The sequence below is a fragment of the Pseudoalteromonas sp. SM9913 genome (assembly GCF_000184065.1).
Taxonomy (GTDB): Bacteria; Pseudomonadota; Gammaproteobacteria; order Enterobacterales; family Alteromonadaceae; genus Pseudoalteromonas; species Pseudoalteromonas tetraodonis.
This window is the reverse complement of sequence record NC_014803.1, coordinates 1,615,351-1,632,411: the sequence shown is the minus strand read 5'-3', so window position 1 is coordinate 1,632,411 and position 17,061 is coordinate 1,615,351. Positions and strand designations below refer to the sequence as shown.

Sequence of the window (17,061 nt, the reverse complement as noted above, 5' to 3'; positions counted from 1 at the left end):
TACAATGCATTTATCTTAACCATCTAATAAACACCTGTAAATAATTAGTTAACTTTAAGTTTTTTTCTTTAATTTAGAAATACACCAAAATGGTGGAGATCAGTAATATTGGACAAGACGATAAACACTGTCCATATATACAGTTGCTTTTTTACTAAAGATTCATGTCATGAAATCACCTTTTTTAACTATGATAGCCGAACAAATGTATCTAAAGCGTTATGCTAAAAGTACCGTTAAAGCTTATTTATACTGGATAGCTTCGTTTATTCGTTTTAACTCTATGAGGCACCCTACAACGATGTGAGATAATGAGGTCGAACTTTTTTAAATCATTTAGTCAACCAACAAAATGTTGCTTCTAATACTCAATCACAAGCCTTAAATGCGTTTAACTTTTTATTTAAAGAAGTGATTAAAAAGCCACTCTCATTATCATTAGGTTTTATTAAGGGTAAACGAGCAACTAAACTACCGGTAGTTTTAACGCAACAAGAAATAAACAATTTTTTAAAGTGTGCTCTGCGAAGCATTATTTACCCTGTGGATTACTTTATGGCAGTGGTATGCGATTAATGGAGGTACTACGTTTACGGATACATCAGCCCTTTTTCAAAATTATAAATGTCCGACTTAAAACAAAAAAAGCACAACCCAAAAGGCTGTGCTTTTTAATCAACTAACACTCATACGTTTATAAACATTAGTTTACAAACGAATACCGCCGTCTATCTCTACTACACGGCCAGTAAAAAAGTCGTTTTCGATAATATACTGTGCGGTATGGGCTATTTCAGCGGTTTCACCTAAGCGCCCTACGGGCGTTACAGCAAGCATGCGTTGTTTTGCTTCGGGCTTCATTACATCGGTCATTGCGGTGCTAATAACACCTGGGGCAATGGCGCCAACGCGAATACCAAAACGGCCAAGCTCTTTAGCCCATGTAGTGGTTAGTGCCACAACACCGGCTTTTGAGGCAGCATAGTTAGTTTGGCCAATATTACCCGCACGCGCTACGCTCGACATATTTACAATTACGCCACCTTTGCCTGATTCAATCATGTGGCTTGCAGCTTCGCGCCCTGCTAAAAATACACCTGTTAGGTTAACGTCAATCACTGATTGAAATTGTTCAAGCGACATTTTTTTAACCACTTTGCCGTCTTTGGCTTTTATAAACATACCATCGCGTAAAATGCCGGCGTTATTAATTAATACCCCAATGTGGCCAAAGTCACTGTTAATAGTATTAAAAACGTCTTCAACTTCGCTCTCAACGGTTACATTGGCGCTGTAGCCTTTAATAGTGCCTGTTACGCCTGCTAATGCAGATAGTTGCTCGGTTGCTTCATTTAATTGGGCTTGCGCCATATCAATTAAGGCAATATTAGCGCCCATTAAGGCAAACTTTTGCGCCATTGCAAAACCTAAGCCTTGTGCGCCACCGGTAATAACTACGGTATTATTTTTTATTTCCACAATACTTTCCTACTTCGAAAACAATTTAAAAATGGCACTAAAATCATCACTGCCTGCACCTTGGTGCTGCATCATAGTGTATAAATTTTTAGCCATTGAGCCCATTGGCGTCAGTGAATTACTTTGTTGCGCCGCTTCCATAGCAAGGCCTAAATCTTTAGCCATTAAATCAACCATAAAGCCGGGTTTATAGTCGTTACTAGCTGGTGCGGTTTCCATAACACCTGGGCAGGGGTTATAAAGTTCTAACGTCCAGTTACGACCCGAACTTGCGCTCATTATGTCGCTGAGTACTTTTGCGTCGAGGCCGTTATTAATGCCCATTTGAATGGCTTCACTGGTGCCTGCCATTAAAATACTCAACAGCATATTGTTACATATTTTGGCAACTTGCCCAGCACCAATATCACCAGCATGGAATATGTTTTTACCCATATCGACTAATACAGTATTGGCTTTATCGAATGCAGCTTGCTCACCACCAACGATAAACGTAAGCGTTCCTGCTGTTGCACCTGCTACACCACCCGATACCGGTGCATCAACAAACGCAATACCTTGCTCACTTAGGGCATGGCCAACGTCACGTGCTGATTGTGCATCTATAGTTGAACAATCAATCACTAAGGTACTTTTACTCAGTACTTTAATTAAACCCGATTGCTCGTCTGTGCCTAAATAAAGTGATTTAACATGTTTGCTTGCCGGTAGCATGCTAATTAGCACATCAGCCTCGTGAGCACAGTCACTGGCGCTTTGCGCCGCACTAGCCCCATGATTCACAAGCTCTTTCACGGCCTCTGCACTTAAGTCAAACACGCGCACACTGTGGCCTGCTTTAACTAAGTTTGCTGCCATTGGGCCGCCCATGTTTCCTAAACCAATAAATCCTATATTAAGTTTACTCATCGCTTTACCCTTGTAAATTTAGTTGTGAAAAGTACGGCTCTAGCGGATGTTGCTCGCCAAAGCGGTTTGCAAAAAAGCTCTCTACTACTTCTTTTGGTACATCAGCTAACGATTTAAACTGCCACTGTGGCGCACCATCTTTATCGATTAGTAAGGCACGTACACCTTCTTGAAACTCGCCCACTTCACCGGCACGAACCGACATGCCCAATTCCATTTTAAAACACTCAGCTAAGTTTTTACCTTTGCTATGTTTGAGCTGCTCACTTACTAAGGCACAACTTAAAGGGCAACCATGCGCCAACGATTTTTGTGCACGTTGTAGCCATTTGTCATCTGTGGTTAGGTTTAAAATGTAATCTACCTGCTGCTGTAAGGTGTCAAAGTCGCCTAACTTTTGAATTAGCGATAAGTTGGCTTTTAAATTGCCTTTAGGCATACGGCTAGAGTTGTTATCTAACTCAATAAGCAAGTTACTTAGCTTGTCGTGGTTTAAACTTGCTGTTTTACCCCATTTAGTATTGAGTAACGCTTCAACAAGCTCTGGGTATTTATCGGCATTTACAAAGTGATCGGCAAGCGATACAAGCTTAGCGTCTTCACAATTTATTGATGCCGAGGTCAGCCCTAAAAACAAACCAACATGCGCAGGCATTTTATGTAAAAAATAACTGCCACCTACATCAGGGTAAAGACCAATGGTTTGCTCTGGCATAGCAATGCGTGATGTTTCAGTCACTACGCGATGACTGGCACCGGCCATTAAACCTAAACCGCCGCCCATTACAATCCCGTTACCCCACACTAAAATGGGTTTGTTGTAACAGTGAATTAGGTAATCGAGCTGATACTCTTGAGTAAAAAATTCTTCAACCAGTGAGCTCGGTTTTCCCTCACTCATTGCTTTGTGTAAGCTCACTACATCGCCACCGGCACAAAATGCTTTTTCACCAGTGCCTTTAAGAACCACTAATGCAATGTTATCGTCTTTGTCCCATTGCTGTAGTTGCGGCTCGAGTAAGCTGATCATTTCAAAATTAAGGGCATTTAACGATTTAGGCGCATTTAAGGTTGCAAAACCAATGAGTCGGCCATTGTCTGTGGTTGCTGTTTCAAATACCACGGCAGCATCAGCTGAATTTAAACGAGTAAGTTCTGTCATTAGCCATTCACCCAAATAGCTTTACGTTTTTCTAAAAAGGCGTTCACGCCCTCTTGCTGATCTTCGGTATCAAATAAACCAACAAACAGTTCACGCTCCAGTGGCAATGTATTCGCCATTGGTTGATGACGCCCTTTTTGAATCAAGGTTTTACATGCAGCAACCGACGATGGACTTTGCTCTGCTACTTGGTTTGCCAGTTTTAATGCTGCGGCAAAGCTTTCACCTTGTGCAACCACTTCTTCCACTAAGCCAATTTGTAGGGCTTTATCGGCTTTTAAGCGCTCACCGCATAAAATCATGCGTTTTGCCCAGCCCTCGCCAACAAGCCATGCTAAGTTTTGCGTTCCACCAGCACACGGTAATAAACCCACTTTTGCTTCAGGTAACGCCATTTGTGCTTGCTCTTCTGCAATACGAATATCACAAGCAAGCGCTACTTCAAGGCCGCCACCCATTGCATAGCCATTAATGGCTGCAACCGACACACCTCTAAAATTAGTTAGCGCTTCAAACGCTTCACCAAATACACGTGACATATCTGCAGCTACACCTTTATCGCCACTGGCAAATACATTTAGGTCGGCACCGGCGCTAAAGAACTTCTCGCCTTCACCAGTCAGTACTAACGCATAAATATTTTTATTGGTATTTAATTGGTTAACCGTGTCTTTAAGCGCCACTAAGGTGTCTTTCGTCCAGGTATTCGCTGGCGGATTCGACATGGTTAAAATAGCTACATGGCCTTCAATAGTTAACTCAATGCTAGGATTTGACATACTAATCTCCTTATAAAACTTCGCTGGCTGATTCGGCTAAAATACGACGCGCAATAATCACACGCATAATTTCGTTAGTGCCCTCAAGAATTTGATGAACACGTACATCTCTAACATGGCGCTCAAGCGGGTATTCTTTTATGTAACCGTAGCCACCGTGAATTTGCAGCGCGTCATTACACACGGTAAAACCAACATCGGTGGCAAAACGTTTAGCCATGGCGCAATAAGTGGTTTTTTCACTGTCGTTAGTATCGAGTTTAAACGCCGCTAAGCGCACCATTTGGCGTGCTGCTACAAGCTCGGTATTCATATCGGCAATTTTAAACTGTAGCGCTTGAAACGCAGCCAATGGCTTACCAAATTGGGTACGCTCTTTTAAATACTCACGGGCCGTATTAAGTGCCGCTTGGGCTGTACCAATAGAGCAAGTGGCAATATTAATACGGCCGCCGTCTAAACCTTGCATGGCGAATTTAAAGCCTTCACCTTCTTGGCCTAATAAGTTTGCGGCTGGAATACGCACATCTTCAAAGCTAATTAAACGTGTGGGCTGTGCATTCCACCCCATTTTTTCTTCTGCTTTACCGTATTCAACACCTGATGCATCTGCAGGTACAACAAAAGCCGAAATACCACCAGGGCCATCGGCTCCCGTACGCGCCATGACCACTAGAATTTCTGTTTCACCGGCGCCTGAAATAAACATTTTTGAGCCGTTAATAACATACTCATCACCGTCACGCACTGCTTTAGTTTTTAATGACGCAGCATCAGAACCCGAGCCTGGCTCAGTTAAACAGTACGATGCAAGTAATTCACCCATTACTAATTGTTCAACGTATTGCTCTTTTACGATATCGGTCGCAAAACTGGCTATCATCCAGGTTGCCATATTATGAATAGTTAACATAGCCGTTGTTGCGGTACAGCCCATCGCCAGCTGTTCAAAAATAATGCTTGAATCTAAGCGAGATAAACCTAAGCCACCGGCTTCTTCTGGGGTGTATAAACCACAAAAACCTAGCTCACCAGCGGCTTTTATTGTGTCTTTAGGAAAAATATGTTCGCGATCCCACTTGGCAGCGTGTGGTGCTAGTTCAGACTCTGCGAATTGGCGAGCGGTTTGCGCAAAGGCTTGTTGATCTTCAGATAAGTTAAAGTCCATGGTAGACCTCTTTAAGTGTGTTTTGTTTGTTGTCAAAGCATCCCATAACGGGAGTAATTAGTGAGGAGCGACAACACTGTGTGTTGTGCCCCTCTTTTTTATTAATTATTCAGTGCAATATTATTTAAGATTAATACTCATGTTTGGACCTGAGGCAATGTCATCCTCAAACCAACGAGAGGTAATAGTTTTAGTTTCTGTGTAAAAACGAATACCTTGTTTACCATAGGTGTGAGTATCGCCGTAGAATGAGCCTTTCCAACCCGTGAACGAGAAAAATGGCAGTGGCACAGGAATAGGCACATTAATACCCACTTGACCCACTTCAATTTCGTGTTGGAACTTACGTGCAGCTGCACCACTTGATGTAAATAATGAGGTACCGTTACCGTAAGGGCTTTCGTTAATAAGGGCGATGGCTTCTTCAAGCGTATCTACAAACATACACGCCAGTACTGGGCCAAAAATCTCTTCTTTGTACAAGTTCATCTCTTTGGTTACATCAGTAAATAACGTTGGGCCTATCCAGTTACCTTGCTCAAACCCTTCAACAGTAAAGTCAGAGCCATCAATTAAACAGGTTGCGCCTTGCGCTTTACCATCGGCAATCAATGATAAAATACGCGCTTTTGCAGCTGGTGATGTTTGCGGACCATATGCAGCGTCTGCATCATCCCATACACCTGGGCGTACACCTTCAAAGCCAGCTTTAATTTCATCAACCCAGTCTTTTGCTTGGCCAACAAATACCGCCACTGAAATACCCATACAACGCTGGCCTGCCGCACCAACCGATGCGCCTACTAAGTTATTAACTACGTGAGACTTGCTTGCATCAGGCATAATTACCATGTGGTTTTTAGCGCCCACACAGGCTTGCACACGTTTTAGATGTTGTGTGCCTTTAGAATAAATGTATGCACCTACGCCACATGAACCTACAAATGAAATAGCGCGAACCGCTTTGTCTTCTAATAAACGGTCTACTTGTGGTTTTGTACCGTGCACAACTTGTAAAACACCCTTTGGTGCACCCGCTTCAATAAATAGCTCAGCTAAACGCATTGGCGTAAGTGGGTCTTGCTCAGACGGTTTTAAAATAAAGGTGTTACCACACACAATTGCCAGTGGGAACATCCAAAGTGGGATCATGGCCGGAAAATTAAATGGGGTAATACCTGCACATACACCTAGTGGCTGCATATATGAATAGGTATCGATTTTACGCGCTACGTTTTCCATCGTCTCGCCCATCATTAATGATGGTGCATTAGCAGCTTGCTCGACTACTTCAATACCACGCCACACATCGCCTTTTGCATCTTCAAATGTTTTACCTAATTCATGACAAATAATAGTGGCTAGTTCGTCATGGTTTTCTTTTAACAGCGCCGCGTATTTCATCATAATGCGCGCACGTTCTGTAATTGGTACGTCTTTCCACGTTTTAAACGTTTCGCTGGCAGAGGCAATAGCCGCGTCCATTTCAGCGTCTGTAGCACAAGGTACTTGCGCTAACACTTCTTGATTAGCAGGATTTACAACATCAATTAATTCATTTGAAGTTGATTGAATAAATTCGCCGTTAATGAGTAAGGGTACTTGGTGCATAATTAAAATCCTATTGATTAAATTGGGTACCGCAGCGTTTTTGTTATAGTTGCTGCGGCTTTATTATTAGTTAAAGTGCTTCTACGGCCATGGCAACGGCTTCACCGCCACCAATACATAAAGAGGCTACGCCCTTTTTAAGACCCCGGTTTTTAAGTGCATGGATAAGTGTTACTAAAATACGCGCACCGCTGGCACCAATAGGATGACCCAATGCACAGGCTCCACCGTTAACATTAACTTTGTTCTCATCAAGCTTTAACTCGTTAATAGCTAGCATGGTAACCATGGCAAACGCTTCGTTAATTTCCCATAGGTCAACATCGGCGGTTGTCCACCCTGCTTTTTCAAGTACGCTGTTCATTGCACCAACAGGCGCTACGGTAAATTCACTGGGTTTTTGAGAATGCGTGCTGTGAGCCACAATTTTGCACAGTGGCGTTAAACCCTCTGCTTTTGCTTTTGATTCGCTCATTAAAATCAGTGCTGCGCCACCATCTGAAATAGACGATGAGTTAGCGGCAGTAATGGTGCCGTCTTTTTTAAATGCAGCTCTTAAGCTTGGAATTTTTTCAGGTCGTGCGTTGCCAGGTTGCTCATCGATTGAAACGGTGATGTCACCCTTACGCGTTTTTATAGTGTGCGGAGTAATCTCGTTCTCAAAGCTACCATTTTCAATTGCAGCTTTTGCTTTAGTCAGTGAGCTTAATGCAAAATTATCCATTTGCTCACGACCAATACCGTATTCATCGGCTGTGTCTTGAGCAAAACAACCCATTGCTTTATTGTCGTAAGCATCTTCAAGGCCATCGCTCATCATATGATCTTTTATTTCACCATGTCCCATACGCATACCGCCACGGGCTTTAGGAATAAAGTAAGGCGCATTGGTCATGCTTTCCATACCACCAGCGATTGCTGATTCAATAGAACCCGCCTTAATTAAATCATTCGCTAACATCGCTGCTTTTAAACCCGAGCCACATACTTTATTAATAGTGGTAGCACCGGTGCTAAGTGCAAGCCCCGCTTTAAGCATTGCTTGACGTGCAGGCGCTTGGCCTAAGCCAGCTGGTAATACACAGCCCATAATCACTTCATCAATTGCATCATTGCTTAAACCCGTTTGAGCAAGTGCACCTGCAATAGCTGTAGCACCTAGTTCAGTAGACTGCGCATCACTTAGTGCGCCCATAAATCCACCCATTGGGGTGCGTTTTGCTGCTACAATTACAACGCTTTCGAAAGACATAAAAGGCTCCATTTTCTATTAACGCAAACATGTTTTATTATGTTTAGCTTAATGTTTAAACTAATCTGATAAATACGAGCATACATAAAATTTACGTTTACGCCAACGTAAATCTAAAATCAACTTTCTAATTAGTGTGAAAACTGTAAAGCAAGCTTGCTAAAAATGTATGACAACCTCCACAAATGGCTTATAACGTTTATAAACACTCAACTTCTACTGTAAATCCGCATTTATTTTGTACGTCTAAAGTATAACAACCAGATCGCACTTTACCTTTACGTAAACTTCACTTATATTGGTGATATTCGAATGAGGTAAACATTACAATGAAATCAGATAATCAAACAAACTTTGCAAATTCAGCCAATGAGCCGGCTAAAAACGAACAAACTTTTAGTATCAGCGAATTAGCGAAAGAATTTGATATTACCACTCGCTCTATTCGCTTTTACGAAGACCAAGGGCTTATATCACCAGAGCGCAACGGCCAAACTCGTATTTACTCAAAGCGCGATAAAGTGCGCCTAAAGTTAATACTACGTGGTAAACGTTTAGGGTTTACCTTGGCTGAAACCGGTCGTTTGTTTGAACTTTATGATGCAGACAAATCAAGCGCTAAACAGTTAGTTACTATGCTTGACCTCATCAGCGAAAAAAAGGCCGACCTATCTCAACAAATGGACGACATTAAAGTTGTACTAATGGAGTTGGTTACCGCAGAACGTCGTTGTCGCGACACGCTTAGTAAAATAGATGAATAAAATATAATAAACATCATCAAACACACAGGAATGAATCATGAGCACTATTTCACTATATAAAGAAATGAATTTTGGTCTTGGCGAAACAGCGGACATGATCCGCAGTCATGTTAATAGCTTCGCAAGTCAAGAAATTGCCCCACTAGCTGAAAAAACAGACCTTGATAATGCGTTTCCCAATCAACTTTGGCCGCAAATGGGTGAAATGGGCGTTTTAGGCATGACCGTCGATGAAGAATTTGGTGGTGCGGGTTTAGGTTATTTAGAGCACGTTATTGCCATGGAAGAAATTAGCCGTGCAAGTGCCTCTATTGGCTTAAGCTACGGTGCGCATTCAAACCTGTGTGTTAATCAAATAAACCGTAATGGCTCACAAGCACAAAAAGAAAAATACTTACCTAAATTAATTAGCGGTGAACACATTGGTGCCTTGGCCATGAGTGAGCCTAACGCGGGCTCTGATGTTGTATCAATGAAACTTAAAGCCGAGAAAAAAGGCGATAAGTACATTTTAAACGGCAATAAAATGTGGATCACCAATGGCCCTGATGCCGATACCTTGGTTATTTACGCAAAAACAGATTTAAATGCCGGTGCTAAAGGTATTACCGCCTTTATTGTTGAGAAAACATTCCCGGGGTTTTCTACCGCACAAAAACTCGACAAACTCGGTATGCGCGGATCAAACACCTGTGAACTGGTATTTGATAACTGCGAAGTACCCGAAGAAAACATTTTAGGTAACTTAAACGAAGGCGTTAAGGTACTTATGAGCGGCCTTGATTACGAGCGAGTTGTTTTAGCTGCAGGCCCGTTAGGAATTATGCAAGCATGTATGGACATTGTGGTGCCTTACATTCATGAGCGTAAGCAGTTTGACAGTCCTATTGGTCAATTTCAGTTAATTCAAGGCAAAATTGCCGATATGTATACACAAATGAATGCAGCCCGCTCTTATGTGTACACAGTAGCAAAAGCCTGTGATCGCGGCGAAACCACCCGTAAAGACGCAGCTGGCGCAATTTTATACGCTGCAGAGCTTGCAACTAAAATGGCCCTTGATGCAATCCAAATTTTAGGCGGCAATGGCTACATAAACGAATACGCAACAGGGCGTTTACTTCGTGACGCTAAACTCTACGAAATTGGCGCAGGCACCTCAGAAATACGCCGCATGTTGATTGGCCGTGAATTATTTACTGAAAGCCGTTAAGGATTAATTTATGACGATTTTAAAATCGAGCGTTAATCCCCACGATCCTAGTTTTGTGCAAAACCACAAAAAAATGTCGGCGCTGGTGGATGATTTACGCGATAAAGTTGCCAATATTAGCTTAGGTGGTGGCGCTGCACTTAAAGAGCGCCATGAAAGCAGAGGAAAGCTGTTTGTTCGCGACCGTATCAGTACTTTATTAGATGAAGGCTCACCCTTTTTAGAAATATCGCAATTTGCTGCATTTGGTGTGTATGAACAAGAGATACCTTGTGCCGGTGTGGTTGCAGGTATTGGTCGCGTGAAAGGCGTTGAATGTATGGTGATTGCAAACGACGCGACAGTTAAAGGTGGCACCTATTTCCCCCTTACTGTTAAAAAGCATTTACGCGCACAAGATATTGCTGAGCGTTGCCACTTACCGTGTATTTACTTAGTTGATTCTGGCGGTGCTAATTTGCCAGAGCAAGACGATGTATTTCCAGATAAACTGCATTTTGGGCGTATTTTTTACAATCAAGCACGTATGTCGGGTAAAGGCATTCCACAAATTGCAGTGGTTATGGGCTTATGTACCGCAGGTGGTGCGTATGTTCCTGCTATGGCCGATGAAAGTATTATTGTTAAAGAGCAAGGCACTATATTTTTAGCAGGCCCACCACTGGTAAAAGCGGCAACCGGTGAAGAAGTTACCGCAGAAGAGCTTGGCGGCGCCGATGTTCATTGTAAAACATCGGGTGTGGCCGATCATTACGCTGAAAATGATGCGCATGCATTATCAATTGCACGCCAATGCATAGAGCGAATTAATTACACACGCCCTACCGCCCCATTATTAGATGACGTAAAAGCTCCCCGTTACGATATTAACGAGCTTTACGGCATTGTTGGTACTGATCTTAAAAAGCCATTTGATGTGCGTGAAGTAATAGCCCGCACTGTCGATGACTCGTCTTTTGATGAATTTAAACGTTACTTTGGCGAAACATTGGTGACAGGCTTTGCCAGCATTTATGGCAACCCTGTGGGCATAGTGGCTAATAACGGTATTTTATTTAGTGAGTCGGCGCAAAAAGGCGCGCACTTTATTCAGCTGTGTGCTCAGCGCAACATTCCATTGGTATTTTTACAAAATATTACTGGCTTTATGGTCGGTAAAAAATACGAAGCCGAAGGCATTGCTAAACATGGCGCTAAAATGGTGATGGCGGTGTCGTGTGCTGATGTACCAAAATTCACCGTGCTTATTGGTGGCTCTTATGGCGCCGGCAATTATGGAATGTGTGGCCGTGCATTTGAACCGACCATGATGTGGATGTGGCCAAATGCCCGTATTTCAGTCATGGGTGGTGAGCAAGCTGCAGGTGTTATGGCACAAGTTAAACAAGATGGATTAGCCCGTAAAGGCGAAAGCATGAGCGAGCAAGAAGTTAGCGATTTTAAAAAGCCAATTATTAGTCAATACGAACAACAAGGTCATCCTTATTATGCCAGTGCCCGCTTATGGGACGATGGCATTATAGACCCTGTCGATACACGTAATGTGTTAGGGCTTGCATTAACAGCAGCTAAAAATGCACCACAGCGTGAGTCTAAGTTTGGCGTATTTAGAATGTAACCGGAGCGCACAATGTCAGTAACACTACAAATAACAAAATCTAATGTGGCTGTACTCGTTTTAAGCCGCCCAGAAAAACGTAATGCGTTTAATAGCGACGTTATCCATGAGCTTATTCAATGTATTGAACATGCTAATACACTCGATATTCGTGCCTTAGTACTCAAAACCGAAGGTAAACATTTTTCAGCCGGTGCCGACTTAGCCTGGATGAAATCGATGGCAGATAATAACTATAACGATAACTTAGCTGATTCAATGCAACTGGCTAAACTTATGCAAGTATTAGCACAGAGCCCGCATCCTACAATTTGTGCGGTACAAGGTGCCGCCTTTGGTGGGGCATTAGGCTTAATTGCCTGCTGTGATATTGCGCTTAGTAAAGACGATGCACAATTTTGTTTAAGTGAAGTTAAACTTGGGCTAATACCTGCCGTGATCAGCCCTTATGTGATTAAGGCCATTGGTGAGCGTTCTGCACGCAGATATTTTTTAACTGCAGAAGTGTTTGATGCCCACACAGCAAAGCAACTGGGTTTAGTGCATCAAATTACTGGGAACTTAGAGACAGCCCTCGATAATTTGCTGCAAACCTTGATTGATAACGGCCCTATTGCCGTTAAAGCCGCAAAAGCACTTATTAACGATGTTGCCAATAAAGAGATAAACGAGGAGCTAATTGCACTGACTGCAGAGCGTATAGCTAAAATTCGTGTATCAACTGAAGGCCAAGAAGGACTGAGCGCCTTTTTTGATAAACGCCCTCCCCAATGGCAACTCTAGGACGCATTATGAACACAGTACAATTACAAAAAATTCTGATTGCTAACCGTGGCGAAATTGCCTGTCGTATTATGCGCACCGCAAAGCAAATGGGCTTAACCACGGTTGCGGTGTATTCAGATGCAGATAAAAACGCGCAACATGTAAAAATGGCCGACGAAGCCTACCATATTGGTGCTGCGCCAAGTAAAGATTCATACCTAGTCGCAGATAAAATTTTGCAGGTTGCTAAAGCCAGTGGCGCTGATTGCATTCATCCAGGCTACGGCTTTTTATCAGAAAACAGTGAATTTGCTAAAGCCTGTGAAGCAAATAACATTGCTTTTATTGGCCCACCAGCAACGAGTATTGAAGCAATGGGCTCAAAAACCCGTGCTAAAGAAATAATGGCCGCGGCAAACGTTCCTTTGGTACCTGGTTACTATGGTGATAAACAAGACCCTGTTTTTTTGCAATCTGAGGCTGAAAAAATTGGTTACCCTGTTCTTATCAAAGCGGCCTTTGGCGGTGGCGGTAAAGGGATGCGAGTGGTAGAAAAGCCGAAAGACTTTATAGCTGCACTTGAAGGCGCCCAACGTGAAGCCATTGCCGGTTTTGGTAACGATTTAGTGCTATTAGAGCGCTACGTTAATCAACCTCGCCATGTTGAAGTACAAGTATTTGCAGATAATCACGGTAACTGTGTTTATTTGGGTGATCGTGACTGTTCGTTGCAACGCCGACACCAAAAAGTGATTGAAGAAGCCCCTGCTCCAGGTTTATCTGACGCGCTGCGTAAAGAAATGGGCGAAGCGGCTGTACGCTGTGCATTAGCCATTAATTACCGTGGTGCGGGTACTGTTGAGTTTTTACTTTGCGGTAATGAATTTTTCTTTATGGAAATGAACACTCGCCTGCAAGTAGAGCACCCAGTGACCGAAATGGTGACCGGTGTTGATTTAGTGAACTGGCAAATTAATATTGCGGGCGGGCAAACACTGCCGTTAAAGCAATCTGATATTCAACTGCAAGGCCATAGCTTTGAAGCGCGTATTTACGCCGAAGACCCTGCAAATGACTTTATTCCGTGCTCAGGCACCATTGAAGCGCTACATGTCCCCGTTAATAGTGAATTTGTACGCATAGATACCGGGATTGCCCAAGGTGATGAAATAAGCCCCTACTACGACCCAATGATTGCAAAGTTAATTGTTCATGATGATAATCGCGAACAAGCGCTTTCTCGTTTGCAACAGGCGCTTGAGCAATTTCATTTAGCAGGCTTTAGTACCAATATTGGCTTTTTACATAACTTAGCTTGCCACGCAAGTTTTAAACAAGGCGCGCCAAGTACACACTTTATTGCTGAGCAAGGTGATTCACTCGCTGCAGTTGATGAGTCATTATTGCTATCAAGCCAGCTTATTGCCGCTTTTGCCTATTTAGAGTCGTTAAACACGCACCAAGCACAAAACAATAGTGCCAGCCCTTGGCAACAACTGAGTGGGTTTACTTTAAATGCACCGCAGGCAATTAAAATCCCATTTGTAGATTTACCGCTAAGCGCTATCAAAACTGCGCAGGGTTACAATGTGACACACAGTACGGGCGTATACAGTGTTCAAGGGACGTTAAATAATGGTGTGTGCAACGTATTTATTAACGGTGAAAAGCACAGCGCACATGTCAGCATAACTGACAATGCAATTACTGTAATGAATAAAGCACTGCAAACTAAGTTTGAATATGTTGATAAACATTATATTAGTTCACACGAAAATGACGCGCTGCCGCTCGCTGCGCCACTCAATGGCACGGTAGTAAAACATTTAATTGAAGTAGGTAGCACTATCACTAAAGGTGATGCCGTTGTTATTATCGAAGCCATGAAAATGGAATATACACTTAATGCACCGCATGACGGCATATTACAGAGTTACTGCTTTGGTGAAGGTGAACTAGTTTCACACGGCGCACTGTTAGCCATTGTTGAAGATACGACTGTTCAGGAAGGTGCTTAATGAGTGCCTTTGCAAACAAAGTTCGTATTGTTGAAGTGGGCGCACGTGATGGTTTACAAAATGAAAAAACCGTCAGCACTGAAGATAAAGTAACACTTATTAATGCCCTCGCCGCCGCGGGATTAAAAGACATAGAAGCTGGTGCATTTGTATCTCCCAAATGGGTGCCACAAATGGCAGACTCAAGCGAGGTGATCAGTGCGCTTGACCTTCCAGAGATTAATTTAAGTGCCTTAACGCCAAATTTAAAAGGCGCACAAGCTGCGCATGCTGTTGGTATTAAAGAATTTGCTATATTTACGGCGGCCAGCGAAGCGTTTTGTCAAAAAAATATAAATTGTTCAATAGCGCAAAGTATTGATCGTTTTAGCGAGGTAATGACTTTTGCTAAAGCCAATAATATACGCGTTCGTGGTTATGTAAGCTGTGTTTTAGGCTGCCCTTATGAGGGAGACGTTGACCCTCAGGTTGTTTTAAACGTGGCACAAAAGTTATTAGCGCTTGGCTGCTATGAAGTGAGCCTTGGCGATACTATTGGTGTCGGCACCGCAGGTAAAGTGACTGAGCTGCTTACATTGCTGCTCAAGCATATTGATAAAAGTAAGCTTGCAGTACACTTTCATGATACCTATGGACAGGCGCTCACAAATATTTACGCTGCCTTAAGCCTAGGTATTTCAACGGTTGACGCTGCCGTTGCTGGCCTTGGTGGCTGCCCTTACGCTAAGGGTGCGTCAGGAAATGTTGCCACCGAAGATGTTGTTTACTTACTGCAAGGGCTTGGCATTGAACATGGAATTGATTTAAAAAGGCTCGCACAAGCAGGTTGGCAAATTACTAATGCGCTTAATAAACAGCCTGTTAGTAAAGTTTCAGTGGCATTACACACACAATAATTGCAATAGCATAGAATGAGGAGTCACTCATGGCCGGTTTTGATAAAGTAGTTTCGAGTTACGAAGCTGCAATGGAAGGTTTAAAAGACGGCGATACTATCATCGCTGGTGGTTTTGGTTTATGCGGTATTCCCGAGGGATTAATAGCACAAATTAAAAAAATGCAAACCAAAGAGTTAACGGTCGTATCGAACAATTGCGGCGTTGATGACTTTGGTTTAGGGCTTTTATTACAAGACAAACAAATTAAAAAAGTGGTTGCCTCTTATGTGGGCGAAAATGCTCTTTTTGAACAACAACTACTTAATGGCGAAATTGATGTAGAGCTAACACCGCAAGGGACTCTAGCAGAAAAAATGCGTGCTGGTGGTGCCGGTATTCCTGCTTTTTATACCGCCACAGGTTACGGTACGCCAGTAGCTGAGGGTAAAGAAGTAAAAGAATTTAATGGTCGCCCTTATATTTTAGAAGAGTCAATCACGGGCGAATTTGCCATTGTAAAAGCATGGAAAGCAGACCGTTACGGTAATTTAGTATTTCGCCATACCGCAATGAACTTTAATCCAATGGCCGCAACCGCAGGTAAAATTACCGTTGCCGAAGTGGAAGAGATTGTTGAACCCGGTGAGCTAGAGCCAAGTCAAATTCATACCCCTGGCATTTTTGTAAATCGCGTGATCAAGGGCAACTTTGAAAAACGCATTGAACGTGTTACCACACGAGATTAAGCAGGAGCACTTAAAATGGCATTATCACGTGAACAAGTCGCAATGCGCGTCGCTCAAGAGCTACAAGATGGGTACTATGTTAATTTAGGCATAGGTATTCCGACACTCGTCGCAAACTATGTACCCGATGGCATAGAAGTTATGCTACAGTCCGAAAATGGCCTATTAGGTATGGGTGAATACCCAACTAAAGACACTGTAGATGCCGATATGATCAACGCGGGTAAAGAAACCGTGACGGCAGCTACCGGTGCAGCTATATTTAATAGTGCAGATAGTTTTGCCATGATACGGGGTGGTCATGTAGACTTAACGGTTCTGGGCGCATTTGAGGTAGACCAAAACGGGTCTATAGCCTCATGGATGATCCCTAAAAAATTAATAAAAGGCATGGGCGGAGCAATGGATTTAGTTGCTGGTGCAAAAAACATTATTGTTACTATGACCCATGCCAGTAAACACGGCGATTCTAAATTATTAGAAAGCTGTACGTTACCGCTGACGGGCGTTAACTGTGTTAAAAAAATAGTAACCGATTTAGCCGTATTAGAAGTTAAAGACGGCGCATTTCATTTGCTAGAACGCGCACCAGGCGTATCAGTTGATGAAATTATTAGTAAAACGGCAGGTAAATTGCTTGTTGACGGTGATATTCCTGAGATGGTGTTTTAAACTACTCACAATTTCACCCTGTACCGA

Annotated in this window: 15 protein-coding genes and 1 pseudogene; 9 read left to right on the top strand and 7 right to left on the bottom strand. The window is 42.8% G+C overall.

Annotated elements, in window-relative coordinates:
- Positions 1–169: 169 nt before the first annotated feature.
- Positions 170–606, top strand: a pseudogene (locus PSM_RS18845) (phage integrase N-terminal SAM-like domain-containing protein); the annotation flags it as partial.
- A 102-nt stretch (positions 607–708) separates the two neighbouring features.
- Here PSM_RS18845 and PSM_RS07405 read toward each other — a convergent pair.
- From PSM_RS07405 to PSM_RS07375, 7 genes are all read right to left on the bottom strand, one after another.
- A complete protein-coding gene (locus tag PSM_RS07405; RefSeq protein WP_013464908.1) occupies positions 709–1,479 on the bottom strand; it encodes an SDR family oxidoreductase in 771 nt (256 codons plus the stop codon).
- 9 nt (positions 1,480–1,488) lie between these two features.
- Entirely contained in the window at positions 1,489–2,388 is a 900-nt protein-coding gene (gene mmsB / locus PSM_RS07400) for a 3-hydroxyisobutyrate dehydrogenase (RefSeq protein ID WP_013464907.1), read from the bottom strand.
- A gap of 4 nt (positions 2,389–2,392) precedes the next feature.
- Complete coding sequence (locus tag PSM_RS07395) at positions 2,393–3,550, bottom strand: enoyl-CoA hydratase/isomerase family protein (RefSeq protein WP_013464906.1); 1,158 nt, start codon at positions 3,548–3,550, stop codon at positions 2,393–2,395.
- Positions 3,550–4,329, bottom strand: coding sequence for an enoyl-CoA hydratase (locus tag PSM_RS07390; protein WP_013464905.1), 780 nt, complete (start codon positions 4,327–4,329; stop codon positions 3,550–3,552). Before PSM_RS07390 ends, PSM_RS07395 begins: the two co-directional genes overlap by 1 nt.
- Before the next feature lie 10 nt (positions 4,330–4,339).
- On the bottom strand, positions 4,340–5,497 hold the full coding sequence (locus PSM_RS07385) for an acyl-CoA dehydrogenase family protein (RefSeq protein WP_013464904.1): 1,158 nt from the start codon (positions 5,495–5,497) through the stop codon (positions 4,340–4,342).
- 120 nt (positions 5,498–5,617) lie between these two features.
- Positions 5,618–7,108, bottom strand: coding sequence for a CoA-acylating methylmalonate-semialdehyde dehydrogenase (locus PSM_RS07380; protein ID WP_013464903.1), 1,491 nt, complete (start codon positions 7,106–7,108; stop codon positions 5,618–5,620).
- A gap of 70 nt (positions 7,109–7,178) precedes the next feature.
- Positions 7,179–8,360, bottom strand: a complete 1,182-nt coding sequence (locus PSM_RS07375; RefSeq protein WP_013464902.1) for a thiolase family protein — start codon at positions 8,358–8,360, stop codon at positions 7,179–7,181.
- Positions 8,361–8,689: 329 nt separating this feature from the next.
- On the opposite strand from PSM_RS07375, the gene PSM_RS07370 reads away from it, so the two are divergent.
- Genes PSM_RS07370 through PSM_RS07335 form a run of 8 tightly spaced genes read left to right on the top strand, consistent with a single transcriptional unit; the run spans position 8,690 to position 17,034 of the window.
- Positions 8,690–9,124 (top strand): MerR family transcriptional regulator, encoded by a 435-nt coding sequence (locus PSM_RS07370; RefSeq protein ID WP_008114692.1) that lies wholly within the window; start codon positions 8,690–8,692, stop codon positions 9,122–9,124.
- Between the two features lie 37 nt (positions 9,125–9,161).
- Positions 9,162–10,337, top strand: coding sequence for an isovaleryl-CoA dehydrogenase (locus PSM_RS07365; RefSeq protein ID WP_013464901.1), 1,176 nt, complete (start codon positions 9,162–9,164; stop codon positions 10,335–10,337).
- A 10-nt stretch (positions 10,338–10,347) separates the two neighbouring features.
- Positions 10,348–11,955, top strand: a complete 1,608-nt coding sequence (locus PSM_RS07360; RefSeq protein ID WP_013464900.1) for a carboxyl transferase domain-containing protein — start codon at positions 10,348–10,350, stop codon at positions 11,953–11,955.
- Positions 11,956–11,967: 12 nt separating this feature from the next.
- Positions 11,968–12,738, top strand: coding sequence for an enoyl-CoA hydratase/isomerase family protein (locus tag PSM_RS07355; RefSeq protein ID WP_013464899.1), 771 nt, complete (start codon positions 11,968–11,970; stop codon positions 12,736–12,738).
- A gap of 8 nt (positions 12,739–12,746) precedes the next feature.
- Positions 12,747–14,738: an acetyl/propionyl/methylcrotonyl-CoA carboxylase subunit alpha gene (locus PSM_RS07350; RefSeq protein ID WP_013464898.1), complete on the top strand. Its 1,992-nt coding sequence runs from the start codon at positions 12,747–12,749 to the stop codon at positions 14,736–14,738.
- Complete coding sequence (locus PSM_RS07345; RefSeq protein WP_013464897.1) at positions 14,738–15,634, top strand: hydroxymethylglutaryl-CoA lyase; 897 nt, start codon at positions 14,738–14,740, stop codon at positions 15,632–15,634. The genes PSM_RS07350 and PSM_RS07345 overlap by 1 nt, the downstream gene beginning before the upstream one ends.
- 29 nt (positions 15,635–15,663) lie before the next feature.
- Positions 15,664–16,362, top strand: coding sequence for a CoA transferase subunit A (locus PSM_RS07340; RefSeq protein WP_013464896.1), 699 nt, complete (start codon positions 15,664–15,666; stop codon positions 16,360–16,362).
- 15 nt (positions 16,363–16,377) lie between these two features.
- Complete coding sequence (locus PSM_RS07335; protein WP_013464895.1) at positions 16,378–17,034, top strand: 3-oxoacid CoA-transferase subunit B; 657 nt, start codon at positions 16,378–16,380, stop codon at positions 17,032–17,034.
- Positions 17,035–17,061 lie beyond the last annotated feature (27 nt).